This is a genomic window from Bacillus sp. S4, from assembly GCF_040838205.1.
Taxonomy (GTDB): Bacteria; Bacillota; Bacilli; order Bacillales; family Bacillaceae_G; genus Bacillus_A; species Bacillus_A cereus_U.
The window spans coordinates 12,376-39,241 of record NZ_JBFPJI010000003.1 but is presented as its reverse complement, the minus strand read 5'-3'; the positions used below and the strand labels follow the sequence as shown (position 1 = coordinate 39,241).

Sequence of the window (26,866 nt, the reverse complement as noted above, 5' to 3'; positions counted from 1 at the left end):
TCTTTCTAAAAACTTTAATATGTAAGGAACATAGTAAAATTCCGTATTAAATATATTCTATGTAAAAAAGCCCGCACTAATGTGCGAGCTTTTCTTATACTTTCTAAATACTCATCGTTTTCCTTTTTCATAAGGCGTTCCTAATGCTTTCGGAGCTTCAGATCGTCCTACAAAACCAACAAGTGCTAATATTGTAAATACATACGGTAATATCGTTAAGAATACACTTGGAATTTCTTTTAATACAGGAATGGTACCACCTGTTATCCCAAGTGATTGAGCAAATCCGAAGAACAGCGCTGCTCCAAGAGCACCAAGTGGATTCCATTTACCAAAGATCATAGCTGCTAGCGCCAAGAAACCTTGTCCAGTAATTGTAGCACCTGAGAAGTTACCAGAAATCGACATTGCGAAGACCGCACCACCCACTCCTGCAAACATTCCAGATATACAAACTGCAATATAACGCATTTTATATACATTAATCCCCATCGTATCTGCTGCCATTGGATGTTCACCAACAGCACGAAGACGAAGACCGAACGGCGTTTTATAAATAATGTACCAAACAACAAAAGCTAAAATAATAGCAATATACGATGTTAACGGTACATTTGAGAAAAAGATTTTCCCGATTACCGGAATATCCGAAAGTCCTGGAACATCGATTTTTTCAATTCGGTATTGAATAAAATCAGTCTGTCCTTTACCAAAGATTTTCTTAATCGCAAATACTGTTAAACCGAGGGCCAAAAAGTTAATCGCTACCCCGCTTACTACTTGATCCGCGCGGAATGTAATGGATGCTACTGCGTGAAGAAGTGCAAATAACCCACTACCAATAGCTGCAAATAATAGTGCAATCCAAGGAGTCATTGCTCCCCACGTATCACCCATTAATAACGTTGTAACGATACCAGTAAATGCACCAAATAACATTAAACCTTCTAATGCTATATTTACAACTCCAGAACGTTCACTGAACACTCCACCTAACGCCGTAAAAATAAGTGGCGCTGCCGTATATAACGTACCAGTCACAAGAATGGCTAAAACATCTAAAAAGCTCATTTATTTTCCCTCCTTGCTCATGCGTGTAAGTGCCCAGCGTAAAACATAACTGCAAGCAACAAAGAAAATAATACATGCGATAATAACATTAATTAACTCAGAAGGTACATCTGCTTCAAAATTCATTTGTGGGGCTGCACTTTTCAAACCACCGAACAGTAAAGCCGATAATAATATACCAAATGGATTATTCCCTCCAAGAAGAGCTACCGCAATCCCATCAAATCCAATACCTGTAAACGAAGACATCGCTGTCATGTTTTGGAATGTACCAAGCCCTTCCATAGCACCACCAATCCCTGCAAACGCACCCGCAATCGTCATAGATAGCACAACATTTCGAGAAACTTTCATCCCCGCATACTGAGAAGCATGTTGATTAAATCCAACAGATTTCAATTCGTATCCCAATGTCGTTCTATCCAATAAGAACCACATAATAATCGCAATTAAAATCGCTACGATAATTCCCCAGTGTAAACGAGAACCATCCGTTAAAGAAGATAACCATTCAGAAGATAAAGAAGCACTAGATTTTATGTCATACGATTTCTCATTCGCCTCATGTAAAAAGCGCTTAATTAAATCATACGTCACATAAAGTGCAATATAATTCATCATGATTGTTACGATTACTTCATTTACTTTAAATTTCCCTTTCAAATATCCCGGGATAAATCCCCACAAACCACCAGCTATCGCCGCTACTAAAATTGACAACGGAATATGTAAAATTGCCGGTAATGATACTGCATATCCAAACCAAACAGCAGCAAGCCAACCAACTAATAATTGCCCCTCTACTCCGATGTTAAAAAGACCTGTACGGAATGCAAATGCCACAGAAAGTCCTGCTAACACAAGCGGAATCATCGTACGTAATGTCTCACCAATTGCTTGCGGATTTCCAACCATTCCTTCCCAAAGCGCTGCATACCCAACAATTGGATCATATCCACTAACTAACATTACAATGGCACCAACAAGTAAACCAAAAATAACGGATAATACAGGAACTAAAATGTTAATTGTTCGCTCCGTTAAAAATTTTTTAGCCATTTGTATTCACCTTCTCTTTCTCCGTTCCGCCAGCCATCAACAAACCAAGCTGTTGTTCATTTGTTTCTTTCGCATCGACAATTGCTACAATTTTCCCTTCATATATAACAGCAACTCGATCACTTACATTCAAAATTTCATCCAGTTCTAGCGATAGAAGTAATACTGCTTTCCCATTATCTCTCTGCTCGATTAATTTTTTATGAATAAATTCAATCGCACCTACATCTAAACCACGTGTTGGCTGTGCCGCAATTAATAAATCCGGATTACGATCCACTTCACGTGCGATAATTGCCTTTTGCTGGTTTCCACCAGATAGTGCGCGAGTTAAGGTTTGTTCACTAGGTGTACGTACATCAAACTGTTCAATAAGCTCTTTTGCTTTTTGTGTGATTTTACTAAAGTTTAAAATCCCTTTCTTTGAGAATGGGTTTTTATAGTACGTTTGCAAAACTATATTATCTCTAACAGAAAAATCAAGCACAAGCCCGTGTTTATGACGGTCTTCTGGAATATGACCAATTCCTTCCTCTGTAATTCTTCGAACAGGCCAATTCGTTATTTCTTTTCCTTTAATTGCAATAGAACCTGACTCAACTTTTCGTAAACCAGTAATTGCCTCTATTAATTCACTTTGTCCATTTCCATCAATCCCTGCAATACCAACGATTTCTCCTGCACGAACAGTTAAGTCAAGGCCTTTTACAGCAGGTAATTGGCGTGCATCATGAACGACAAGATTCGCAACAGACAGAACCTCCTCTTTCGGTTTGGCCCCTATTTTTTCTGTTTTAAAATTCACTTGACGTCCGACCATTAATTCTGCAAGTTTATGTTCATCCATTTTCGCAACGTCAACTGTACCAATTCCTTTACCTTTACGAATAATTGTGCAACGATCGCAAACTTCCATAATTTCTTTTAATTTATGTGTAATAAGAATGATAGATTTTCCTTCTTGCACAAGCTTTTTCATAATTTGAATCAACTCATGAATTTCTTGAGGAGTTAACACTGCAGTCGGTTCATCGAATATTAAAATCTCCGCACCACGATAAAGCGTCTTTAATATTTCAACCCTTTGCTGCATCCCAACCGAAATATCTTCAATCTTTGCATTTGGATCAACAGCTAAACCGTACTGTTCAGATAATTGTTTAATTTCTTTTGCAGCCTCTTCAACAGCTATTTTCCCTTTTCTCTTCGGCTCATTTCCAAGAATGATATTCTCTGTAACTGTAAAATTATGAACAAGCATAAAGTGCTGATGGACCATCCCAATTCCAAGGTCATTTGCTATATTCGGATTTGTAATTTTTACAGGGTTTCCTTTAATTTTAATTTCGCCCTGTTCTGGTTGATACAAACCGAACAGTACATTCATCAACGTTGATTTCCCTGCACCATTTTCTCCAAGTAAAGCGTGTATCTCTCCCTGTTTTACTTGCAGCGTAATATCATCATTCGCTACAATGCCTGGGAATACTTTTGTAATATTGTTCATCTCAATTACGTATTCCATTTTGTTCCTCCTTCTAGCAGGGAACACTCCCTAATTACACTCTATTAAAAGTATTTTTATATATACAAAGGTTAGTTCTAAGAACTAACCTTTGCTATTGCTCTATCATTATTTCTTTAGAGCAGCTTCGTATGCTTTATATTCATCATCAGTCGCAGGTACTTTAATTTCACCAGCAGTGATTTTCTTCTCAAACTCTTCTACTTTTGTTAAAATTTCTGGGTTTACTTTTTTCACATTATCAGTTGATTTCGAGATACCAACACCATCATCTTTTAAACCAAACTCTTCTACTTTACCGCCTTTTAACTTACCATCTTTCGCTTCTTGTGCTACTTTTGCAACTGCAATATCAACACGTTTCACCATAGAAGTTAAAGTTACGTTTTCAGGCATACCTTCTTGATTTTGGTCACGGTCAACACCGATTACCCAAACATTTTCACCTTTTTTCTTACGGTTTTTCGCTTCTGTGAATACACCGTTACCAGTTGCACCTGAAGCATGGTAAATTACGTCAACGCCTCCACCGTACATCGCTGAAGCTAATATAGATCCTTTTTCTGGCTTATCAAATGCATCAGCATATTGTGATACGATTTCGATATTTGGGTTTACTGCTTTTGCACCAGCTTTGAAACCTGATTCAAATTTTGTAATTAATGGACTCTTCACGCCACCAACAAATCCAACTTTATTTGATTTTGTTGTCATTGCTGCTACAGCACCAACTAGGAATGAACCTTCATGGTCTTTAAATGTAATACTTGTTACATTCGGTTCTTTCACAACAGTATCTACAATTGCAAATTGCTCTTTCGGATATTGTTTTGCAACCTTTTCAATCGAGTCTTGCATTAAAAATCCAATACCAAACGTTGTATTATAATGATCTTTCGCAAATTTCGTTAAATTCGGAATGTAATCAGCATCTTTACTTGATTGAAGGTAACGATATCCTTCATTTTTCTTTAAATCGTTGTCTTTACCAAATTTCGTTAAACCTTCCCAAGCTGATTGGTTGAATGATTTATCATCAACGCCCCCAACATCTGTAACCATACCAACCTTAAACTCTTTATCCCCTTTTTTGTCACTATCCGCTTTATCCGAGTTACCACATGCACCTAACACTGTACTTGCCGCTAACGTTAACGATAATAAAAGACCTGTTTTTTTCTTCATACTAGAAACCCCTCCTGAAATGTTTTGTCTAATGATTCATACGCTGCTGTCCCTTACTTCTTGCTGTCACCTCCCTAAAAAGGAACTTCCCTACATACGCTTTCTTAATACGTGGAAGCTAAACTTATCAGCTCTAAAGTAATTAATAGAATATAAGATTGGCTCATCATTTTGATCATAGTGCATTTGTTTTAAAACTAGCAGTGCCGTTTCAGGTTCACATTCTAAAATCGGTGAAATTTTCGGGTGATAACCAATCGGTTCAATGTGAGCAACTGCGTACGTGATACGCTTGTGCGTATTATTATGTATTACTGTAAGCAGCGATTCCTCATTGTATCCCGATAAATCTGGTAATATCTCTTTTGCCAGTTTATCAATACAATATACAACTGGTTCCCCATCCGCTGTACGAACACGTTCAATCATTACTGCGCTAAAACCATCTTCACAATCAAATTTCTCTTTTTCTTCTTCTGTTAAAGTTGTTGTAGATGATGATAAAAAGATTGTTCCTGGTGTTTTCCCCACACTAGAAATCATATCTGTAATACTAGAAAGTTGCTCTATTCCAGAAGAAAATAACGGCTTCGCATTTACAAATGTCCCTACACCATGTCTACGAATAACAACATTTTCTTCTTCTAAAATACGCAGTGCTTCCCTTAAAGTTGCCCTACTTACACCAAGTTCTTTCGCTAGATCAAACTCTGAAGGTAACTTTTGTTTTTCTTTGTAAGCCCCATCTTTAATTTTTCCTTTGATGTGATCAATCACCCGCAAATATAGGTGACGACTATCGGATTTTACTGACATAAGACTCCCCCGCATTTCAATTATTCGACCTCTGATGTAAGACTTCTTTTCTCTTTTTTCAACTTACAACATAGTATAAATTACTAAATACTAAAAATAAGCGTAATTATCGAATAAATATTAATAATTTTTCAAGATGAAATTTTCACACTTTATTCCATAAAAAAAACTTTGCACCATAAACATTCCTCATATCGAGAAAAAGTTCGGCACAAAGATTCCTTACATCCTTTGTTACACACTTTTCCCCTCATAGTCTAGCAATTCATGGTTGCCAGGTAGAAACTTATGGACCTTATCTCCAAGATTATATGAGGTAGTGGTTCTTTTCGAAGTAATCTTACCACTTGCTCCCATATGTGTCAACAGAATTCAACATTTTTCTACATTAAATATCGAACGTTTAGAAAATCAAAACGATAAGCATTCGTATTCTAAAGAGCCCTCCGTTATGTAAGCACTTTCTTTTCTATTGACTATAGTATATAACAAAAACAGCATATAAAAAAGCCTAATTGTAAAAACAATTAGGCTTTTTTTAAGAACTTTTTTCTTGCACATCTTTAATGAGTACTCCCCTTGGTTTACTACCTTCATAAGGACCTACTACACCATTCATTTCCATGGCATCAATTAAACGAGCTGCTCGCGTATATCCTACCCTAAATCTACGTTGTAACATAGAAACAGATGCTGTTTGCATTTCTACTACAAGCTGAACCGCTTCATCGTATAATTCATCTTCTACTTCCTGCTTTGTTTCAGGAACATCTTGTGGAATCATATCCTCTTGATATTGCGCTTTTTGCTGCGCAATAACAGATTCTACGACTCTCTCAACTTCATCATCTGATAAAAACGCCCCCTGTACACGAACAGGTTTCGATGCACCAATTGGTATGAACAACATATCTCCACGACCTAGCAACTTCTCTGCACCACCACCGTCAAGAATCGTTCGAGAGTCTATTTGGGAAGATACAGCAAATGCAATACGCGATGGAATATTCGCTTTAATAACACCCGTAATAACATCAACTGACGGACGCTGAGTCGCAATAATTAAATGAATACCAGCAGCACGTGCCATTTGTGCTAAACGCATAATCGCATCTTCTACATCCGAAGAAGCAACCATCATTAAATCAGCTAACTCGTCCACAATTACCACAATATATGGTAATTCAGGTTGTTTCGCTTCCGATTGGCTATTATGTTCTTTAATATAATCGTTATACCCTTCAATGTTACGCGTACCGCTATGCGCAAATAATTCATAACGACGCTCCATTTCACTCACAACTTTCTTCAAAGCCTGTGACGCTTTTTTCGGATCAGTTACAACTGGTGTTAATAAGTGCGGAACACCGTTATATACATTTAACTCTACCATTTTCGGATCAATCATCATTAATTTTACTTCATGCGGTTTCGCACGCATTAAAATACTTACAATAATTCCATTAATACATACACTCTTTCCACTACCAGTCGCACCAGCTACTAATAAATGGGGCATTTTATTTAATCGTGCCAATACAGCCTCTCCTGTAACATCACGTCCAAGACCGATTAATAACTTCTCTTCTGGGTGGTTATTCGCCTTTGAATCAAGAACTTCTCTCAGCGTTACCATAGAAACTTCTGAATTCGGAACCTCAATCCCTACAGCTGATTTCCCGGGAATAGGTGCTTCAATACGAATGTCTTTCGCTGCTAAAGCAAGCGCCAAATCATCACTTAAACTAACAATTTTACTTACCTTTACTCCCATATCAGGATACACTTCATACTTCGTAACTGCAGGACCTCTATGTACTTTTGTTACTTTCGCTTTCACACCAAAACTTTGGAATGTACGTTCCAATTTACGAGCATTTTCATAAATTTCCGCATTTTCATTTGTAACTTGCTTATTTTGGGGAAACTTTAATATATCAAGCGAAGGAAGCTTATAATCTTTATTTTCCACATTAGAAAATTGCATAGGAGGTGCTTTCGTTTCACCTTCTAGCGATTCAACGATTTTTTCTCCTCGTTTCTTTTGAGATTGTTCTTCTGGCGTAGGTGGAACTGCCTCTTCAATAAACGGAGGAGTGATTAAATCATTTTCTTCTATCTGCTTTTCCGTCTCTTCACTTACTGGATAATTCTCAGTAAAATTTGAAATAATTGGTGGACCAATTTCTATTTCTTCTACTGGCTCAATAGCTTCTTCTTGTTCAGCAACACGTTCACGTCTCTTGCTTCTTGTTGTTTTTTTCTTTTCAGTTTGCTCGGCGACCCTTTGAGATTTCCAATCTTTATAATCCCCTTGCATTACTTGAAATTGACTTCTAAGAATTCTCCCTACCGGAGCAAGTACTTCTCCAATGTGCTTATTTGTTATACAAAGTATTCCAAGAATAACTAAAATAATTCCAATGATATATGCCCCTACTTCGTCAAATAAGAAGTAGCACGTTGCGAACATCAGTGCACCGAACATACCACCACCTAAATGAACACTATCCGGGCCCTTTTTCATTTCAAGGAAGAAGTAATCTTTTGTACTAACAATTACAGAAGTATTTTGCACAGCTCCATCTTTCGTAAGAAGGTTAAATAATGTAATATGACTAAACATTAATATTGCTAGTACAATTAAATAAACACCTATTAACCGTTTATTTAAAAGGTTTGGCCATCCACGCTTTATTACAAATGCAACAGATAAAGCTATTACACCTAACACACCAATTATGTACCACTCACCAAAGAAGAAGCGAAAAAATAACACAAACGATTTACCTACAACACCTAGCTGTAAAATCGTAATAATTGAAAGTGCAAAAAGAGTCAACCCGACGATTTCATAATACAAAGTTGGCTTTATCGTACGTCTTGCCTTTGCCTTCGTCCCTCTTTGCTTTTGTTTTGCCATTTCTTCACCTCGTGTTCTAAAAATTAAGTACAACTTCCTTATAAAAAAGTTCTACTTATATGTCTTTCTCTCTATTTTTCAGGTCTTTATATCTTCTATTTTTACACTTCTTGTAAAATGTTAAATAAACAGAAGAAAGCAGCCTACTCATGGCTGCTCAACCGTCTTGTTTTGTATATTATACCATAGCTCCTAAACAAAATCCTTCTTTTTGCTAAAAGGTAATTTTCTGTCCAGGCTCAAAATCTAGGTAGTGAGACGGATTCGTACTTAATACACGTACAATAGAGTAACATTGATTATCCTCCTCAGAAACCACTAATTCCACGCCATTTATATTCACAACTTTTTGGCTTTCGCATTGTGAATAATCGGCCGGATACACAAGTTGCTCCGGCATAATTGTATATAAAATCATTGTAGCATTGTCCCTTCTGCACTATTATCCATGCGTTCATCAATTAATTCGTTTAATTTTCGAAGTGCGCTACCAATACCACCGACACCATCTATAAGACCATACTTCACTGCATCTCCACCTATTACATTCGTCCCAATATCTCGCGTCAAATTCCCTTTTGCAAACATAAGCTCTTTAAAACGATCTTCCGTTACTTTCGAATGCTTTGTCACAAATCGAATGACTCTTTCTTGCATTTTATCCAAATACTCAAATGTTTGCGGCACACCTATAACAAGACCTGTTAAACGAATCGGATGAATTGTCATCGTCGCTGTTTCGGCAATAAATGAATAATTAGTCGAGACCGCAATCGGTACACCGATTGAATGCCCTCCTCCTAAAACAAGAGATACAGTTGGTTTTGAAAGCGAAGCCACCATTTCAGAAATCGCTAACCCAGCTTCAACGTCACCTCCAACTGTATTTAATATTAACAGTAAACCTTCAATTTTTGGATTTTGTTCAATCGCGACAATTTGCGGAATGATGTGTTCATATTTTGTTGTTTTATTTTGTGGTGGCAACTGAATATGACCTTCCACCTGCCCAACAATTGTTAAGCAATGAATACGCGATTCATTCATTTGTGGTACATTCGTCTGTCCAAGTTGCTGAATTTTCTCCACTATAGAAGCCTCTTTTGGAACTTCTTTCGGCTCAGCTTCTTTTTCTTCATTTGTATAACGATCACGTTCTGTCATATCGCATCCCCTTTCACTCGTATATAACTATTATTTCTTAAGTTATAAATTTCATTCGATAGGGTTAAAAAAGAAAAAGATCACCTGTAAAGGTGACCTTCTTTATACTTCCATAATAATCGGTAAAATCATTGGCTTTCTCTTCGTTTCTTCGTACAAGAACTGGCCTAATAATTCACGAATATTTTGTTTCAACATAGACCATTCAATTGTATACTCTTTAATTGATTGTTCAACAATCATACGTACAATATCTGTGGATCGTTCGATTAATGCTTCTGATTCACGAACATATACAAAGCCGCGTGAAATAATTTCTGGACCAGAGATTATTTTCTTTTCATCCTTACCTAGTGTTACAACAACAACTAAAATTCCATCTTGAGATAACATCTTTCTATCTCGAAGAACGATGTTACCGACGTCACCTACACCTAATCCATCAATTAAAACATTGCCAGCTTGCACTTTACCAACTAATTTTGCTTCATCGTCACCAAAAGCAATTACATCACCTTTTTCTACGATAAAGATATTCTCTCTCGTAATACCTACATCTTCCGCTAAATATGCATGTGCTTTTTGCATACGAAACTCACCATGTACGGGTACAAAATACTTCGGCTTCATTAAATTTATCATCAGCTTTAATTCTTCTTGGCTACCGTGACCTGAAACGTGAACTTTTCTTTCACCGTAATAAATAACCTCAGCACCAGCTCTAAATAACAAGTCAATAATTTTTGATACAGATATTTCATTTCCTGGAATTGGAGAAGCTGCAATAATAACAGTATCACCTTTACGAATTGAAATTTGTTTGTGAGCTTGCTTCGCCATTCTAGAAAGGGCTGCCATCGGTTCCCCTTGACTACCAGTCGTTAAAATAGCTACCTTTTTTTCCGGGAAATTGTCTATTTCTTGTAATGAAATAACCATACCTTCTGGAACATCTAAATAACCAAGACGTCTTGCAATATCTACCACTTTTACCATGCTACGTCCTACTACTGCTACCTTCCTTCCAGTTTCAGCAGCTGCATCAAACACTTGTTGAATACGATGTACATTGGAGGCAAATGAAGCAACAATAATACGTCCTTCTGAACTATAGAATACTTTAGAAATCTCTATACCAACTTCTTTTTCCGAACCTGTATAACCAGGACGTTCAGCGTTTGTACTATCAGATAACAAGCAAAGCACGCCTTCATTTCCAATTTGCGCCATTTTCCCAATATCTGCTCCACTATTTCCGATTGGAGTTTGATCAAATTTAAAGTCTCCTGTATATACTACAGCACCTTTTGATGTATGGAAACAAACACCCACAGAATCCGGAATACTATGTGTCGTTCCGAAGAATGACACAGTTGTTGAATTAAACTCTACTGTTGAATTCGAGTCAATTGTTTGTAAGTCTACACGGCCTAACATTCCTGCTTCGCCAAGCTTTTCTTGTATAAGTCCTACCGTTAATTTCGTCGCATATACTGGAATAGATAATTTACGAAGCACATAAACAATTCCACCAATATGATCTTCATGACCATGGGTAATAAATAGTCCTTTTACTCGCTCTTGATTTTCTACTAAATATGTAATGTCAGGAATAACAATATCAATCCCAAACATTTCATCTCCCGGGAACATCAATCCTGCATCTACAATAAAGATTTCAGAATCAATTTCAACACAGTACATGTTTTTTCCGATTTCACCTACTCCGCCAAGCGCAAATACTTTAACAGACTCATTCTCTTTTCTCTTCATGTTGTTGCCTGGTTTAAAAATCTTGCAAACACTGATTTCACTAAAATTGCAGAGACACCAGGGGAAACTCTACAACCACCATATATTCACCGTCCAAGACGAATGTCCTTACCGTTATGCGATATCATGTCCTTGTTAATTTTTTAAACCAGGTTTCACCTCTCTTTCATTATATAAATCAAATATCTTATTCGATATGATATGAAAATTTCATTGAATCGTAATTTTTACCAATTTTGCTAAGCATACCCGTACTAAGCTACTTAGCCATATTATACCTGATACAAGAAATAGAACACAAGTTAAATTATGCGAAAGACAAGAGAAGACGCTAAAGTGAGGCTGTAATTTTCGGGGGGGATTTTCATATCATACTCACTATTTTTCCTACGTAATAGGAGTTTAATGGAAAAATATTCATGTAAGTTCTTTACATAAACATGAAACGATATTCACTAAAAAAATCTTATCTCTGTACTCCGTTTCTAACTAATCCTACACTCTGCCATCGCCTTCTTATTACAGCCTATTAACTATAGCTAATTTTCACCACTTACATATAGTTAGTCAAAATAAAAATGACCTAGTTTCACACTAGGTCATTTTTATTAACGAGGAATAGATTGCATTACAGATTGTAACGTTACTCTTTCTTCTTCCGTTAATGGAAGAAGTGGTAAACGTACAGAACCTACATCTAATCCAACCATTTGTAATGCTGTTTTTACTGGTGTTGGGCTTGGCGCCATAAATAGTGCATCCGTTACTTTTACTAGTAATTGATGTAATTTCTGCGCTTTTTTGAACTCTCCAGCTTGGAATGCAGCAATCATTTCTTGCATTTCATTCCCGATAACATGAGATGCTACAGAAACAATACCTTTTGCTCCAATTGCCATAGCTGGTAATGTTAAACCATCATCACCGCTGTATACTGCAAAGTCGTCCGCTGTTTTTTCAATGATTTCTGTCATTGTTAACACATCGCCGCCTGCATCTTTAATCGCAACAATGTTTTCTATTTCTGATAAACGAACAACTGTATCAACGGAGATTTGTACAATAGATCGCCCTGGAACATTATATAGCATTACCGGAAGCGGCGTACTTTCAGCGATTGTTTTAAAGTGCTGGTACATCCCTTCTTGACTCGGTTTGTTATAATACGGTGCCACTAGCATAACTGCATCAACACCAACTTCAGTTGCCTTTTTTGTTAAATCAACAGAAGCATGCGTATTATTGCTACCTGTTCCAGCGATTACGGGCACCCTTTTATCGACAACAGATACGACATGGCGATATAACGCTACTTTTTCTTCTGATGTTAATGTAGGAGATTCTCCAGTCGTTCCTCCTACCACGATTGCTGTTGTACCGTTATCAATTAAATAATTTACCAATTTCGTTGTCTTTGCAAAATCGATATTATCGTTTTTATCAAACGGTGTTACCATCGCGGTTGCAATTGTCCCAAAATCTATCATGATCTCACTCCTTATTGTTCCAGTTGCTTTTCTTTTGAAAGCTCAAATGCACTATGTAATGCATTCACAGCCTCCACTAAATCGGCTTCTTTTACAAGAACCCAAATTGTCGTATGACTATCTGCTGATTGCAGAATTTGAATACCTTTTTCCGCTAAAGCTGTGACAATTTTCGCTGTAACCCCTGGAATACCTGCCATTCCAGCACCAACGATAGAAACCTTCGCACAATGCTCTGTTACAACTGGATCATATCCAAGTTGCTTTAAAACCTCAACTGCACGCGCTGATACACTATCCTTTACTGTGTAAGCTACACCGGTAGGAGAAATGTTAATTAAGTCCACACTAATCCCTTCATTAGCCATTTCTTTAAACACGTGTTGTTGTAAATCATATGCAGTTTCTTTTGCAAGCACTTTAATTTGCGTTACATTTGACACATGGGCAATCCCTGTAACAGGACGCTCTTCTACATCCTGCCCTTTTGTAGCACCATCATATGCCGCAATAAGCGTACCTTCACTATCAGAATACGTAGAACGTACACGAAGTGGTACTTTTGCATGCATCGCAATTTCAACCGCACGCGGATGAACAACTTTCGCACCTTGATAAGCCATGTTACAAATCTCGTTATATGTTACAGTTTGAAGATGACGCGCATCTTTTACGATACGAGGATCCGCAGTCATAACACCTTCAACATCTGTGAATATATCGATATATTCAGCATGAAGCGCAACACCTAATGCTGAAGCTGAAGTATCACTACCTCCGCGGCCAAGTGTTGTCGTATCTCCATTTTTCGTTTGACCTTGGAATCCAGTAACGACGATAACATCTACATTTGCTAACTCTTCATGTATACGATCGCAATTCATTTCAATAATCTTAGCATTCGTAAAGTCATTATTCGTTACAAAACCAGCTTGTGCACCATTTAATGCTGCTGCTTTTATACCATTCTCATTCAACATGTTAGAGAAAACAATTGCTGAGATTAATTCTCCGCATGATAATAATAAATCTTGCTCACGTTTAGAAATATTAGATTCCTCTTGATTTACAAGACTTAATAACGTATCAGTTGCGTACGGTTCACCTTTACGGCCCATTGCTGATACGACAGTAACTACTTTATAACCAGCAGCTAACGATTTTTTTATATGGTGAAGCGCATGCTTACGCCCATTGTCATCACGTACTGATGTTCCACCAAATTTTTGAACAATAATTTTCATATTTTGCACCTTCTCTTAGCCGTTTACACTAATTGTAATTTTACTAAGCGCTCTGCAATTTGAACAGAATTCCATGCAGCGCCTTTTAATAAGTTATCAGATACGACCCAAAGATGGAATCCTTTATCATTATTTAAATCTTTACGGATTCTTCCAACGAATACTTCGTTTTTACCTACTGCAGTAGCTGGCATTGGATATAACTGCTCTGCTGGATTATCTTGCAGTACAATACCTTCTGCATTTGCAAGTAAGTTTTTCATTTCTTCTACTGTTACGCCTTCTTTATCTACTTCAATGTACACAGACTCGGAATGACCCGATACAACTGGTAAACGTACACATGTCGCAGCTACTTCTAATTCAGGCATATGCATAATTTTTTTCGTTTCATTAATCATTTTCATTTCTTCAAATGTAAATCCATTATCTTGGAATTTATCAATCTGTGGAATAGCATTAAAAGCGATTTGGAAATGCTTTTCGTCACCTGATACAGGTAAAACATTCGCCTTTACTTCTTCGCCATTTAAGATTGCTTGTGATTGTTCATGAAGTTCTTCAATAGCTGCCGCACCAGCACCTGATACAGCTTGATATGTGGAAACGATTACTCGTTTTAAACCATATTGCTGGCGAACTGGCTCAAGAGCTACTACCATTTGAATTGTAGAACAGTTTGGATTTGCAATAATACCATTATGTTCTTTTAAATCATTTTCATTTACTTCAGGTACAACAAGTGGCACGTTTTCTGTCATACGGAATGCACTTGTATTATCAACAACAATTGCACCGCGCTTTGCTGCTTCTGGCGCTAATTGTTTCGATACAGATCCACCTGCACTAAATAGTGCAATATCTACTCCTTCAAAACTTTCAGGAGTTGCCTCTTGAACTGTAAATTCTTCGCCTTTAAATACAAGTTTCTTACCTGCAGATCGTTTAGATGAAAGTAACGTTAACTTCCCAATTGGAAATTCTCGTTTCTCTAAAGTATTTAACATTTGTTCACCAACTGCGCCGGTTGCTCCAACTACAGCGACATGAAAAGTTTTTTGCTTTTCCATCACTATGCCCCTTTCTAGATACCAATCCTTCTATAACTTAGAATTAGAAGGAGCTTACAATGCCCCCTCTAATCTTAATAACGTTAATTTTATCGTATTCTACAGTAAGAATGATGGTTTCAACAAAAATTGTACGTTTTTTTTCGTTTTTTAATTCATATATCTGAATTTTTCTACAACAACAGGTTGTAATTGTTTTCCTTGTAACGCTTCTAATACTGTATCTTCAAGTAACTCCATACGAGCTACCATTGAGTTCGGTTTTTTCTCTGGTGCATCTTGGCCGAATGGTACGAAGTAAATGTCTTTTGTAGCCATTAGGCGCATTAGGTTGACGCCAACATGGTAGCGACAATGAAAATGTGTAGTTTTTTCATTACCTTCTATTATATATGTAAACAACATGAGAAATTAGATTTGTTTAATTCCCTAAATTGTACATATAAGTCATTAGCATCAATTTATTAATTTCCCCTTAGTGTTTTACCTCTACGTTATACTACATTACCTATTGAGAACTATAACAAACACATTTGTTGTAAAATACATTTTTTTTGAGGAAACTTTAACCATTTATTGTTATAATTATATCTGCAATATTTTCCCAGGAGGGTTCCCATAAAGAGCAATAGGATAATGGACATACATACTAGGCACTCCCCTTCTTTAATACGTTCATAGAAATATAGAAAGGGTTTATACGATGGGACAATTTCAAAGTAATTTTCAATCGGCACAACAAATAGCTACGCAGATGAGAGCAGCTTCGGATACAATTCAAAGTGCAACAAATCGTCCTATAACAAAGGCGACGCGTACAACACTATCTGTTAATTCCAAAGCACAAGAAGCGAATCAACAAATGTTAGATTTTACGAAACAATTTTCCACTGCCTTTCAACAAGCGGTCGATAATATTCATTCGGTAGCCAAAGAGTTCGAGAGAATGGATTACGAACTTCACAACATTTTTCGCTAATGTGACCATCTTTGTAAAGATAGAATGGTAGGAGGAAAAAGATGGATCGAGATATCGAAAACCAAATTAAACAGTTAAATCAAAAGTTACGAAATGTATTTGAAGAGCAGGACCGAAATCAATTCGCGATTCAAACTCAGGAACAAGTGGAAGCAGATTTTTTTGAATGGAGAGGTCGAAACCGTCGTTTGTTTGATCGAATTTTAGGAACTTGGCATGGTGATAGAGAAATGTCTCAGTTTTTTATGAATACGTATCAAGATGCACAACATATTGAACGAAAAGTCACATTTGAATTGGAAAACAAAAAAGAAACATTGCTTAAAGAAAGACGAGACCTTAGTGATTTAGAAAACGACCTTTCCTATCAGCAACAACAATTAGTAAGGGAGGTTTAATGCATGAGTTTAAATATGTATTTGGGAGAAGTACAAAGCCAGACTCAAAGCATGAACGCTGTATGTACCGCTACCATTCAAGGTATGGAACAAGCCATTCAGTCGATTGACGCTTTTGCAATTGATACTGTTCTACAAGGACAAACATATAGCAGTGCAAAAGCATTTTTTGTACAAACCTTTCGTCCTTTAGCACAAGGGATCATTTATTTATGTGAAGAATTAATTGTTCAGAATGATGCCTTTCCAAGTCAATTTGCATCAAAGGTAGCTTCAACTGATGTTATCGAACAAGAAATAAGAGAACAAATACAGAAAATCAATCAATCGATTGCAAGTATAGAAGCGATAGATGTAGCTATGCCAATGCCAATGTCTGGAATAGACGCAATTGTGGCTGTTTTAGTTGCGATGAGAAAAAAACTTGAAGAAAAACTAGAGCATTTATATGAATTCAATTATACTTCTAGTAGTAATTATGATACTGCACTCCAACTAGCCGCTAACATTGCGACGGGTTTAGCGGAAGTCCAAAGTGGAAAAGGTTTTAGTCCCGTAAGTGGTACATTTAGTACACAGGGATTGAATATGGACTGGACGACTTCCATTCAAAAAATGACAGAAGCTAAGGCACGCGAAGCGGATAATTTTGTAAATAACAATTTATCAGATGATAATATCGAAGAAGGTACAATGTATGATACCCCCCCTGAAAAATCTATGCTTAGAAAAATTTTGGATGGTATATACGTTGGTTCTGGGGAAGTTATTGGAGGTATTGTAGAAGGGTTTGATTCATTAGATGATACAGTAACAAAAGAAAATATTAAGTATGCTATAGGTCACCCTTTAGAGACGGCATATACTATGTGTAATACTTTTTCGGATTCATTTATGAATGATGTTTGGCATGGTGATTTAGAAAGTGGTACAAAGTGGGGAACAAATATTTTTATGGGATTTGGGTTAGGATGGATTGGGGATAAAGGGATAAGCAGAGTAGGGAAAGTAACTACACTCGGTGAAGGTACGAATCTAGCAAAATTCTCAGAAGGTATCTCGTCTGTTTCGAATCAAATACCATTGAAAGATAGATTTGCTTTTGCTGGTGGAAATATCATAACCAAGATACCTCAAAGCGAACTAAATCAAGCCTATTATAATTTTGCAAAGACTACAATTTCTAGTGCGGAAAAAAGAAAATCTCCAGGAACAGTAACTTCAAGTTTTAATCTTGAACGAAGTTTAGGGACTCAAAAGAAATTAATGTATAATAATGGTTCAATTGGTGTTATTCCGCAAGAAATTCGAAATAAGTTGGTTGGAAAGGAATTCAAATCATTCGATGAATTTAGAGCTGAGTTTTGGAAAACAGTTGCTGATTCGAGCTACGCAAACGAATTTAATCGCATGAACAGGATGAGGATGCTGGAAGGTAAAGCGCCTTATACTCCCGGATCAGAGCAGTATGGAGCACATAAAGTGTATGTCTTACACCACAAGCAACCTATTCATCAAGGGGGCGATGTCTATAACCTTGATAACTTAATTATTGTATCTCCTAAGACTCACCAAACCATCTTAGACCCTGCTTATCATTTTGGAAAAAAAGGGTTATAAATTTATAAGGGGTAGATAACATGAACAGTAAAATGACTAAAGATGAGCTTATTAAACTTGTAGAACAAATATGTGATCCTAAATTACCAGATGAGTTGGGTAGTAAGTATATTGATATCTTAAAGGCGAATGTGCCTCACCCAGCTCCGAGTGACTTGATTTTTTGGGATTTTAGAGACTTAACTCCAGAAGAAATAGTAGAGATTGCTTTGAACTACAAAGAAAAAGAAGAGAAATAAAATATTAAAGGACAAGCTGCCCACCTAAAAATGGGCGGCTTTCTTCATTATCTAAATCTAAGCCAACTTACATAAAAATCACTAGCCGTAATATAGTACTTATGCCCCTTCGAATTATAAACACGATACTGTGGATACCCATTGACATTTACCTTTGCGTCGATTGTAAATCCAAATCCTACGTCAACTGTACCAGCAGCATCTTTATCCTGCCAAGAAGGAGCATCATAGAAACGTAGATTGTTAACTTTTGAAACAACACGCTTTCCAACAATAGAAGAATCTACTGTGCTTTTCTTATTAAACTTCACATAAGATGGATCGTTTTTAATCCATTGTTCACCGCCAAGGTTTAACCAACCATCCTTTTCAGCCCACACAACATAAGCTTCTGGTTTGTTTAGCTGACGAATCTTAGAATAGCTTGTATCTGGTCCTTTACGTAAGTTAACGTTGTAACCCTCAATATAAGCAATACCGTCTGTTACAGCCGTTGGGACCTCTGCTGGTTTAGACGGCTTTTCAGGTACAGAAACTTCTGCATTAGAATTATTGTATGCACGTTGTACATCTGCTCTAAATTGAGCTTCTGAAACGCCATGAGATTTTAAGTAATCAAGTGGATCTTCATGATCTGTTCCACCAAGGTATTTCGTTACATCGTAGTGAGTCCATAATCCTTTTTCTACAGATAAATTGTTATCTTTTAAGATTTTCGCTAAAAGTTTTACGTATTTTTCATATGAACGCTTGAATTTTGTATAGTCTGCTGTTTCACATAACTCTACATGTACAAATCTTTTATTTGCTCCTGGTCCTGCGCCATAAGCAATGTATTTCGTATCAGCAATTTGGATTGTTTCATTCCAATCAACTGCATAATGTACGAATGCTGAACGCCATGTACGAGACTCATATTTTTGAATATTAATAGCTGGTGCTTCTGGTGTTGCTGTAGAATGTGCTACTACGCCCTCATAAGCACCTACACCATTACGATATGGTTGTTTAGGTAAATCAGGAATAATAAGTGTTCTATCAGCAAAAGCACTTGTTGCAATAGATAAAACTAAAATAACCGCAAAGACTACAGAAGAAATATGTTTTAATGTCTTTTTCATTTTACATCAACATCCTTTTTCATAATTTTTGTGTGATCAAATAGTCCACTTGCTGACAATCCAATGATGATTCCTTGAAATACATTTGTTTTGATATCTCCGCCCAAAAATAAAACGCCTAGCACAATGCCAAGCGTTACATTCAATAACGGAACGTATTTTGTTTGTAATCCAATTGTTTTCGCAATCTGTGAAAGACCAACTACAATTCCAATCATTACAGTGATTTCAAACATTACATACCACCTCCTTTCATTAAGAAAGTGAGCGCTGCGCCTATAATACCACCAACAATAAGGCGTAAAATCCATGTAGTATTGGCGCCGATTTTATCAAGAAGCTTAGTTATATTTACAATGTCCTTTTCATTGACTGTAGTACGTGTTTCTAAGTTTCTGATATCACGCTGCATATCTTTTTGGTCTGATTTAATTTGTTGGATTTCTTGCTTTAAATCTTGTAATCCTTCCACTTTGACCACCCCTTTTAGGCAATAAAAAAAGACCAGCTTATCGCTGCTCTGGTTTCTAATTTATTAATTTTTGGATTAATAACTCTTCTAGCCGTGCGATTCTGTCCTCTTGTTTTTGAATCGCTACTGCTTGTACTTCTAACTTCTCAGCTTGAGTCTTAACAGTTTCCTCAAGAACTAGGTGCTTCTTGTAGACTTCCTGAGTACCTGCAATACCTATTGTGATAAGAGGATACATGTTGACTGTCTTTTTATGCTCAGTAGCGAATGGCTCAGGGACTTCCTCAGCAACGAATCCGTATTGATGCGCAATGTCCTCGTAAGTTGGCATTTTCTCACCTGAGCCACTGTTAATTATCTCCTGGCGCTTCTCGTACAGCTTATTTACATCAGCTTTCATGTAATACTGGCGAGGTGTAAGCTCCATAAGTTTGTCTAGTGGATTAATAGCTTCAATGTCTTTAATTGCAGTCTTGAGTTGACGTGTAGAGCGTTGAGATAGTGATCCGTAAGTTAAAGTCCCGCAAGATACTCCAGCGTAGTCATTACCTTTATTGTTTTTAACCTGCAAGCCTTCCATAGTGTACGGATACGCACGAGCTACACGGAGAGTTAATTGGTTACCTATATTTAAGTCTACGTCACCTGAGTTGATACCGTTCTCCGACATCTTCAATGTCCACTTATCGACAATATCTCGTCCATTCTTAAACAGGTAAGTAGCGGTATTTGAGTTAAAATTCATATAAGTAGCAGAGTCTATCGATATCCCATTAGAGCTATTTGAACGTATTTTGATATCGCCTTTAATGGCGTTCATTTCAATAGGTCCTTGTGAGCGTATCTCCATCTTGTCCATGTAACGGTAAAAGTTAATGTATGAGCTCTTATTGATGTCATTGCCAGTTTTACCGCCTGAAGCGATACCAATAGATGCTACTGCGTTTGTCCATGCAGTTCCTTGTACAACGTGGTCAATTACAAGAGATCCCTCAAGTTGTTTATTTACCGCATAGTCATTCCCAAGGACTAAAGCAGATTGGATTCCGCTATCTGTACGTGAGATAAATCCAAAGTATCCACGGGGCTGAGTGCCATTCATTAACGTTAGATGTTGTTTCTCTAGCTTCAGATAGTTCCCCGATGTATCTGCATTCGTGTAAATCTGCGTCCCTCTCAAGATACCTGAGTTGATGGACTCTGCCGTCACGGCACCAACAAGGTTTATCTTATTAGCTTGGATCAAAACGGCTTGAGCTGTTTGGTTAATCGTTGAAGCTATGTCTCCTGATTTAACTCGTGAACTTATTTCTTCGGCTTGTAACTTTATTTCTGACTCATGACGTTCTACTATAGCTTTACTTCCAAAGCGTCCGTCTGAGTCAATTTTGTTGTACACTTCAGTTTTCTCAGCTCGTAAGGAAATAGCTTTGGTGTTCTGATTGATATCAGTCTGCATCGTAGTTACTTTTTGATTAAACTCAGAAGTAGCAACTTTCTTAGCGACTTCCCCAATGAGCTGATCGTAGTTAGTAATGTCTTTAGGGTTTTCCATGAAGGTAGACAATTCAGAGCCTTGTACTACCATCGGCTGAGATAACCATACACGTCCATTCTTCCTTACATATATACGGATATTAACCTCATTAGCTGGCTGTGTAGGAGCTTCTAACTTTACAGATAATTGAGTCCATGTGTTACTTGGTAGCTTCTTATCAAAGTAAGTAAGCTTGGTTGCAACTTGAGTGCTACCATTACGGAATGTCATCTCAATAGCTCCACCTTCATCGATACCGTTTGCATTGTCAGTGAATATCCATACTGAGAAGATGTAAGCTCCTGAGCCATCTACAATAGGCATCGATTGGCTAATGTTTGTAAAATTAGCGTCTGTCAACCCTGAGCATTCTATCTTTACAGAGTTATAGCCTTCATGATGTCTAGCATTCACAGCCATAACTGTAGCGTTTGCGTTGGTCCCACGAGCTTCCCATTTAGCTATAGACGGCTTAGTAGATGTTACTATTCCCGTAGTAGGATGAATAGTTCTATCTTCAAAGGCAGAGTTAGAAATCATATTGACTTTTCCAATATTTCCGATGTAGTCTCTCATCTCAGTATCTGTTACGCTAGAGCTAATCTCATTGCTCAGTTGAGTTATCTTACTTGTATTGGTTTGAATCTGAGCTCCTTGTGTACCTTGAGTTTTCCCAATAGAGCCAATTTCAGCGGTGTTCTTGTCCACTGTTTGCTGTATAGCGTTTGTTTGACTTGATAAGCTTCCAACTGATTGATTTAATGATGAAATAGTAGCGGTATTGCTATCTACAGTTTGCTTAATCTCATTAGTCTGCTTTGTAGTAGCTACTTCTGAGCGGTTTCTGTCCCATGCTGTAGAGATTGATCCGTGCTCAAGTTTTAAATCCTTGAAGGCAAGCTTCTTCCCTGTTGAGTTTGCACCCATAGGATATCTAACTCGTAGTATAATCCCTTTAGCGTCAGATTTAAGCTTGAAAGTATATGAACCTCTAGTGAATCCTGTATTGTCTACCTTAATAGGGAGTTGCCCTGACTCGTTCCATCCCGTGCCGGTAGATTGAAATACTACTAAATGAGCATATCCTGAGTCACCTTTAAGGTCTGCTGAGAAAGTGAACTCATCTCCAGCGTTGAGCCCTCTTAGGTCAGTTAACTTATAGCTACCAACTTGATAGAATGAATCAGCTCCGTCAATAGAAGTCAGCTCTATATAATTATCTTTGAAGACGTGAGAAGAACGTCCAAAAGAGTGACCTCCTACATCGTTCGGAAACTCAGGATACTCGTTGTTTGCTGAAGAATTAACTAGAATGTTTTCATTTCCATTCTCGACGGCTACTTGAAGTTTTGTAATCGTAGCAGTATTGCTCTCAACTGTCTGTTTAATCTCATTAGTAGTCTTAGTGAAATCTCCAGTTGAGACAGCTTCTTCAATAGCAGGATTCCATGCAGTGGGAATTGTTCCCTCTTCAAGTTGAACATGAGAGATATTGATATTCCCAAAGACGTCACGTGAGCCTGTAGTTATCATTAAAGATTTTACGTCCTTATCCTTAATAGTAAATGTCTGACTCTGTAGAGCATCCAACCACGTAGTCCCTATTGCACTAGCGTCACGTCTAATAGATAAATACTGTGCTTCATCATCAGCATAGCGCACTACGATTTCAGCACCCGTCCAAGGATTAGTCCCTTTTCCAGTGATATTACCTGTTAAGATATAGCTAAGAGTCACTTTTTTGTTACGGAAATTTACTTTGCTGGAAGTCTTTAAGGTTTTAATTGATGAATAGTTAGCAGTAGCATTTTTAACATCACAGATAAACTCAGACTCTATAGCTAAGTTAACTGATCCAATCTTCATATTCTTGAAGTCGCCTTCTACTTTCTCAATCTTCTTAGAGTTTTCATCAGCAGATATTTTAACGTCATTGACTGTCTTAGTTACATTGGTCACATTTGTATCTGTCTGCTTTAGTTCTTCCTTAGTAGCTGTTAACTTTAGAGCTTCAGCCGTTTGCTCATATTTAGTATTCATATCAGAGAAAGCTTTAATGTTGGTTTGCTTGTCCACCTCATAAGTTTGCTTGCCTACTAAGTTTTTATCTACATAGTCTTTTGTGTAGACATCATCCGTATTAGCTTTCTTTTTCATTTCCTCATCTAGCCAAGTCTGGTCCACTTTAGAGTTAATATCTATCTGGATATCAGAGATTTCTTGCTCTACAGCTTCGACCTCTTGTTGCAAGTCAGCAGTGGCTTTCTCTAGCTCTCCAGTATCAGGCGTGATACGAGTCCATTGACCACCACTCCATAGATACATTACTTTATTGTTTGGATCTGAATTGTTAACCCAAATAGTTTTACCATCTTTTAAGTTCTCAGTAGGGGCAGTCGGTTGCTCAATAACTTCTGCGGTGTTCTTCAATACATAGTCAACTGTAGCTTCTGCAAGGTCCTTTGCAATCTTACTTTCTTTCTCTGCCTTCTCTGCTGCTTTCTTAGCATCTTCAATAGCTTGGTCCTGCTCGTTTACTTTGTTCTGTAATTGGTCGAACAAGTCCTGAGGAACCTTGTCATACAATGAGCTAAGTATCTTTTGGTATAATCTGCGCAACTCATCGTTTTGGTCAACAATTTCACGATAATCACCAAACGCATATTTATCTTGTGTAGGGTCTTTAAAAGATTCATCACCAGCGATAGCACGAGCTTCAAGATATAGCTTAGGTGTAAAGCCCGTATCTATAATTCTGATAGTATCGCCTTCATTGATTAGTTCGTGTGCTAGTCCAAATATTCGTCCTATACTTTGAGCTTGAACTTCGTATGAAACAGAAGTATTCACAAGCTTATTCATTTCTGTTTTCATGAGAGTCATAAGTCTCTGTGGAGACATATCCTGGTCTTCTGTTTGTGGAGTATAAAAAGCGAATTTATGTTTTCCTTTTTCATTCCACCGTTGAAAAGCTGCATCATCCACAAGATAAGGGACACCATTATTTATTTCTGAGATCGTAATGAACTCTCCGTTATCTTTTGTTACGTAACCTAATAAGGCGGTACAAATGTTTTGAGAGTTTTCGATACGTTTAATTCCCATCAAATCTTTACCAAGAGTTATTTCTTTCCTTGTATCTCTTCCTCGCTTTTTAACCATGTCCACATAACGAGCAACTATTTGGGAACCTACAACTTCGGCGCGGTATTGGATTTCTAATTCAAAAGAAGCGGAAATTTTTTTTAGTAAATTCAATGGATCAATAAATTCTTCAATTACCATTGAATGCGCTCCATCATGTTCTGTTTTACCTATTTCCCACTTCGTCCCTTTAAGGGCTATTTCCATACATTGTTTCAATGTTTTACTTTCGATTTTTTGCGGTTCGATAATTCCTGCTTTAGCAAGCTGAATCCATTCACCAGATGCATAAACTATTAATGACTTATCATCAGAATTTTTTTCTGCTTCTGTAATGACATAAGGAACGATTCTACCACCACGTACTTCTTTTAACACTAAATTTTGTTGTACAAGCGTTGCCGCATGATCTGTATTCTCAAACACTCTAAACTCTAATGTATCGATATTATTCTTAATTTCCCAATGCCGTTTATCATCCCAATAATCTTTTGGTTGTATAGCTGAAACGATTTGACTTGTTTTAAAATCAACAACATGTAAGTCCCCACTTGGTGTTCTCATCTAAATCGCTCCCTATACGTTAATTCCGCTATTCCCACATTGGCTGGACGTACTATAATTTCATTTTGTCCCCGTTTTACAACAGGAAATGAACTGAATATATCTTTTAATGCAATTGCATTTGTTCCGTTGATCGTTACAAGTGAACGTTCTGTATCTATTTGGATTTTGTCTCCAACATCGAAAATATAAGGAGTTTCATCTACGTTTACACTGTAAAGCTTCCATACTTTTAAATCCTCAATCCACATATCCATAGGAGTAGATAAGGCTCCGTATTGTAGGAAAGCAATTGCTACTTTCGCTATTGACTTAGACGTTGCTGGATTCTCCTTAGCTACATCATTCCAACGTTCCACAAGAGAAGTGCCGTCTACTCCGTTTAGCCCATCTGCTTTAGCAAAGTAAACACTCCATTCAGTGCCTCGCCTTGCTATAGAATAATGACCTCTGAAATCGTTAAATGTATCCGCATAGAATCCAGTTGTATCCACCAGCGTTTTAGTGCCCCCAATAACCGCATTAGCTTTCGTCATAATATGGCTAGCGTAATCATCATTCATGTTTAACTCGGAGATAACTGATCCGTCCTGAGCTAGAAACATTAAGACTACTTTTCCGACCTGGTTCATGTAAGAAGAAAACAGCTTTACTCTCATATCCGCTCTAAAGTCGATTAATGGACCAGTGGGGATGTCTCTTGTGTATATAGGACCGTGCCAGCCAGTGCCGTCTCCGTAGAGATTAGTTTTGAAGTAGGCGTTATTGATGACTTCCATATCACCAGTACATGTATAGTTACCAATCTTCCCAGTTGCTTTAGTCCAAGGGGTTAGCGTGTTCATTTCATCTTTAATGACCATATCTTCTTTCTTGACTACCTTGTTTTGAATCCCAGTAGGATAGCCAAGTCGGAAATAGTCATCACCGTTCCACACATCAAGGAAAGGACTCATTGCTCCTACAGTTATATCTATAATTGGATTAGACTCTACGGAGCCATTGTTACGGAATGAAGCCTTTAAGTCTCCGTTCTCAATAGCCATTATTTTCCCCTGTACAGATCCCAACTTATAAGGCATTGGGCAAATAAATTTAAGGATTCCTTTACCCAGAGTAACGAATTCATCTGGATCAAACCCCTCGTCCACAACTGCTAAATATGTTCTGTTGGGCTCTACATCGAAAATAAGCTCTACTGGCTGTTCTGTAATAAGCCAATCAGCTACTTCTTCTTTCAGTGTTTCTAAATTTGATTCATCGGGGACGATAATTCCAACAGGAATCGAAAGAACACGGATGTCAGTTTGTGTGTTTAATAACCTTGCCCCTGGATAACCTGGAACACTTAGAAAATTCCTTTTTAACGGTGCCCATGCTGGTCTTTTCCATCCTTTTTCTATTTGAATAAAATCTTTACGTTGATTATTAAATGTAAAAGAACTCATGTTAACACCTCTTTTCTTTATAAAATA

The 26,866-nt window shown here is 37.3% G+C and carries 21 protein-coding genes, 1 pseudogene and 1 riboswitch; of the genes and pseudogenes, 4 read left to right on the top strand and 18 right to left on the bottom strand.

Annotation, left to right across the window (positions count from 1 at the left end; translation table 11 throughout):
• Positions 1-111: 111 nt before the first annotated feature.
• From AB3X48_RS00840 to spoVFB, 13 genes and pseudogenes are all read right to left on the bottom strand, one after another.
• Complete coding sequence (locus AB3X48_RS00840) at positions 112-1,071, bottom strand: ABC transporter permease (protein WP_002111342.1); 960 nt, start codon at positions 1,069-1,071, stop codon at positions 112-114.
• Positions 1,072-2,130, bottom strand: coding sequence for an ABC transporter permease (locus tag AB3X48_RS00835; RefSeq protein WP_002111343.1), 1,059 nt, complete (start codon positions 2,128-2,130; stop codon positions 1,072-1,074).
• Positions 2,123-3,655 (bottom strand): ABC transporter ATP-binding protein, encoded by a 1,533-nt coding sequence (locus tag AB3X48_RS00830; protein ID WP_002111344.1) that lies wholly within the window; start codon positions 3,653-3,655, stop codon positions 2,123-2,125. The genes AB3X48_RS00835 and AB3X48_RS00830 overlap by 8 nt, the downstream gene beginning before the upstream one ends.
• 108 nt (positions 3,656-3,763) lie before the next feature.
• Complete coding sequence (locus tag AB3X48_RS00825; RefSeq protein WP_002111345.1) at positions 3,764-4,840, bottom strand: BMP family lipoprotein; 1,077 nt, start codon at positions 4,838-4,840, stop codon at positions 3,764-3,766.
• 90 nt (positions 4,841-4,930) lie between these two features.
• Positions 4,931-5,656, bottom strand: coding sequence for a GntR family transcriptional regulator (locus AB3X48_RS00820; RefSeq protein WP_002160754.1), 726 nt, complete (start codon positions 5,654-5,656; stop codon positions 4,931-4,933).
• A gap of 233 nt (positions 5,657-5,889) precedes the next feature.
• Positions 5,890-5,991: riboswitch (purine riboswitch) on the bottom strand.
• A 203-nt stretch (positions 5,992-6,194) separates the two neighbouring features.
• Positions 6,195-8,579 carry a DNA translocase FtsK gene (locus AB3X48_RS00815; RefSeq protein ID WP_002160753.1) on the bottom strand — a complete coding sequence of 795 codons (2,385 nt, stop codon included), beginning with the start codon at positions 8,577-8,579 and terminating at the stop codon, positions 6,195-6,197.
• Between the two features lie 214 nt (positions 8,580-8,793).
• A complete protein-coding gene (locus AB3X48_RS00810) occupies positions 8,794-8,997 on the bottom strand; it encodes a YlzJ-like family protein (RefSeq protein ID WP_002111349.1) in 204 nt (67 codons plus the stop codon).
• A complete protein-coding gene (gene tepA, locus AB3X48_RS00805) occupies positions 8,994-9,743 on the bottom strand; it encodes a translocation-enhancing protein TepA (RefSeq protein WP_002146116.1) in 750 nt (249 codons plus the stop codon). Before tepA ends, AB3X48_RS00810 begins: the two co-directional genes overlap by 4 nt.
• Positions 9,744-9,845: 102 nt before the next feature.
• Positions 9,846-11,516 carry a ribonuclease J gene (locus AB3X48_RS00800; RefSeq protein WP_016105958.1) on the bottom strand — a complete coding sequence of 557 codons (1,671 nt, stop codon included), beginning with the start codon at positions 11,514-11,516 and terminating at the stop codon, positions 9,846-9,848.
• A gap of 608 nt (positions 11,517-12,124) precedes the next feature.
• Positions 12,125-13,003 carry a 4-hydroxy-tetrahydrodipicolinate synthase gene (dapA, locus tag AB3X48_RS00795; protein ID WP_002160752.1) on the bottom strand — a complete coding sequence of 293 codons (879 nt, stop codon included), beginning with the start codon at positions 13,001-13,003 and terminating at the stop codon, positions 12,125-12,127.
• Between the two features lie 11 nt (positions 13,004-13,014).
• Complete coding sequence (gene dapG / locus AB3X48_RS00790) at positions 13,015-14,247, bottom strand: aspartate kinase (RefSeq protein ID WP_002160751.1); 1,233 nt, start codon at positions 14,245-14,247, stop codon at positions 13,015-13,017.
• A 23-nt stretch (positions 14,248-14,270) separates the two neighbouring features.
• Complete coding sequence (gene asd, locus AB3X48_RS00785; protein ID WP_002014577.1) at positions 14,271-15,317, bottom strand: aspartate-semialdehyde dehydrogenase; 1,047 nt, start codon at positions 15,315-15,317, stop codon at positions 14,271-14,273.
• A gap of 150 nt (positions 15,318-15,467) precedes the next feature.
• Positions 15,468-15,656 (bottom strand): annotated as a pseudogene (gene spoVFB, locus AB3X48_RS00780) (dipicolinate synthase subunit B); the annotation flags it as partial.
• Between the two features lie 364 nt (positions 15,657-16,020).
• On the opposite strand from spoVFB, the gene AB3X48_RS00775 reads away from it, so the two are divergent.
• Genes AB3X48_RS00775 through AB3X48_RS00760 form a run of 4 tightly spaced genes read left to right on the top strand, consistent with a single transcriptional unit; the run spans position 16,021 to position 18,553 of the window.
• Positions 16,021-16,296 (top strand): TIGR04197 family type VII secretion effector, encoded by a 276-nt coding sequence (locus AB3X48_RS00775; RefSeq protein ID WP_016105960.1) that lies wholly within the window; start codon positions 16,021-16,023, stop codon positions 16,294-16,296.
• Between the two features lie 41 nt (positions 16,297-16,337).
• Positions 16,338-16,694 (top strand): DUF3958 family protein, encoded by a 357-nt coding sequence (locus AB3X48_RS00770; protein ID WP_016105961.1) that lies wholly within the window; start codon positions 16,338-16,340, stop codon positions 16,692-16,694.
• Positions 16,695-16,697: 3 nt separating this feature from the next.
• The gene (locus AB3X48_RS00765) at positions 16,698-18,314 is read left to right on the top strand and encodes a pyocin-S2/colicin E7-DNase domain-containing protein (RefSeq protein WP_367958556.1); all 1,617 of its coding nucleotides are present in this window, start codon (positions 16,698-16,700) and stop codon (positions 18,312-18,314) included.
• A 20-nt stretch (positions 18,315-18,334) separates the two neighbouring features.
• Complete coding sequence (locus AB3X48_RS00760) at positions 18,335-18,553, top strand: bacteriocin immunity protein (protein WP_003193833.1); 219 nt, start codon at positions 18,335-18,337, stop codon at positions 18,551-18,553.
• A gap of 47 nt (positions 18,554-18,600) precedes the next feature.
• Here the strand turns inward: AB3X48_RS00760 and AB3X48_RS00755 are convergent, their stop codons facing one another.
• Genes AB3X48_RS00755 through AB3X48_RS00735 form a run of 5 tightly spaced genes read right to left on the bottom strand, consistent with a single transcriptional unit; the run spans position 18,601 to position 26,839 of the window.
• The gene (locus AB3X48_RS00755; protein ID WP_016105963.1) at positions 18,601-19,674 is read right to left on the bottom strand and encodes an N-acetylmuramoyl-L-alanine amidase; all 1,074 of its coding nucleotides are present in this window, start codon (positions 19,672-19,674) and stop codon (positions 18,601-18,603) included.
• Positions 19,671-19,910 carry a holin gene (locus tag AB3X48_RS00750; protein ID WP_088099448.1) on the bottom strand — a complete coding sequence of 80 codons (240 nt, stop codon included), beginning with the start codon at positions 19,908-19,910 and terminating at the stop codon, positions 19,671-19,673. The genes AB3X48_RS00755 and AB3X48_RS00750 overlap by 4 nt, the downstream gene beginning before the upstream one ends.
• Positions 19,910-20,146 carry a hemolysin XhlA family protein gene (locus AB3X48_RS00745; protein WP_088099449.1) on the bottom strand — a complete coding sequence of 79 codons (237 nt, stop codon included), beginning with the start codon at positions 20,144-20,146 and terminating at the stop codon, positions 19,910-19,912. Before AB3X48_RS00745 ends, AB3X48_RS00750 begins: the two co-directional genes overlap by 1 nt.
• A 55-nt stretch (positions 20,147-20,201) precedes the next feature.
• Positions 20,202-25,391, bottom strand: coding sequence for a phage tail spike protein (locus AB3X48_RS00740; protein ID WP_367958553.1), 5,190 nt, complete (start codon positions 25,389-25,391; stop codon positions 20,202-20,204).
• On the bottom strand, positions 25,388-26,839 hold the full coding sequence (locus AB3X48_RS00735; RefSeq protein WP_088099451.1) for a distal tail protein Dit: 1,452 nt from the start codon (positions 26,837-26,839) through the stop codon (positions 25,388-25,390). Before AB3X48_RS00735 ends, AB3X48_RS00740 begins: the two co-directional genes overlap by 4 nt.
• Positions 26,840-26,866: the final 27 nt, after the last annotated feature.

Coding starts and splice junctions, on each gene's coding strand:
- AB3X48_RS00840 (WP_002111342.1), bottom strand. CDS start 1,071: ATGAGCTTTTTAGATGTTTTAGCCATTCTTGTGACTGGTACGTTATAT.
- AB3X48_RS00835 (WP_002111343.1), bottom strand. CDS start 2,130: ATGGCTAAAAAATTTTTAACGGAGCGAACAATTAACATTTTAGTTCCT.
- AB3X48_RS00830 (WP_002111344.1), bottom strand. CDS start 3,655: ATGGAATACGTAATTGAGATGAACAATATTACAAAAGTATTCCCAGGC.
- AB3X48_RS00825 (WP_002111345.1), bottom strand. CDS start 4,840: ATGAAGAAAAAAACAGGTCTTTTATTATCGTTAACGTTAGCGGCAAGT.
- AB3X48_RS00820 (WP_002160754.1), bottom strand. CDS start 5,656: ATGTCAGTAAAATCCGATAGTCGTCACCTATATTTGCGGGTGATTGAT.
- AB3X48_RS00815 (WP_002160753.1), bottom strand. CDS start 8,579: ATGGCAAAACAAAAGCAAAGAGGGACGAAGGCAAAGGCAAGACGTACG.
- AB3X48_RS00810 (WP_002111349.1), bottom strand. CDS start 8,997: ATGATTTTATATACAATTATGCCGGAGCAACTTGTGTATCCGGCCGAT.
- tepA (WP_002146116.1), bottom strand. CDS start 9,743: ATGACAGAACGTGATCGTTATACAAATGAAGAAAAAGAAGCTGAGCCG.
- AB3X48_RS00800 (WP_016105958.1), bottom strand. CDS start 11,516: ATGAAGAGAAAAGAGAATGAGTCTGTTAAAGTATTTGCGCTTGGCGGA.
- dapA (WP_002160752.1), bottom strand. CDS start 13,003: ATGATAGATTTTGGGACAATTGCAACCGCGATGGTAACACCGTTTGAT.
- dapG (WP_002160751.1), bottom strand. CDS start 14,247: ATGAAAATTATTGTTCAAAAATTTGGTGGAACATCAGTACGTGATGAC.
- asd (WP_002014577.1), bottom strand. CDS start 15,317: ATGGAAAAGCAAAAAACTTTTCATGTCGCTGTAGTTGGAGCAACCGGC.
- AB3X48_RS00775 (WP_016105960.1), top strand. CDS start 16,021: ATGGGACAATTTCAAAGTAATTTTCAATCGGCACAACAAATAGCTACG.
- AB3X48_RS00770 (WP_016105961.1), top strand. CDS start 16,338: ATGGATCGAGATATCGAAAACCAAATTAAACAGTTAAATCAAAAGTTA.
- AB3X48_RS00765 (WP_367958556.1), top strand. CDS start 16,698: ATGAGTTTAAATATGTATTTGGGAGAAGTACAAAGCCAGACTCAAAGC.
- AB3X48_RS00760 (WP_003193833.1), top strand. CDS start 18,335: ATGAACAGTAAAATGACTAAAGATGAGCTTATTAAACTTGTAGAACAA.
- AB3X48_RS00755 (WP_016105963.1), bottom strand. CDS start 19,674: ATGAAAAAGACATTAAAACATATTTCTTCTGTAGTCTTTGCGGTTATT.
- AB3X48_RS00750 (WP_088099448.1), bottom strand. CDS start 19,910: ATGTTTGAAATCACTGTAATGATTGGAATTGTAGTTGGTCTTTCACAG.
- AB3X48_RS00740 (WP_367958553.1), bottom strand. CDS start 25,391: ATGAGAACACCAAGTGGGGACTTACATGTTGTTGATTTTAAAACAAGT.
- AB3X48_RS00735 (WP_088099451.1), bottom strand. CDS start 26,839: ATGAGTTCTTTTACATTTAATAATCAACGTAAAGATTTTATTCAAATA.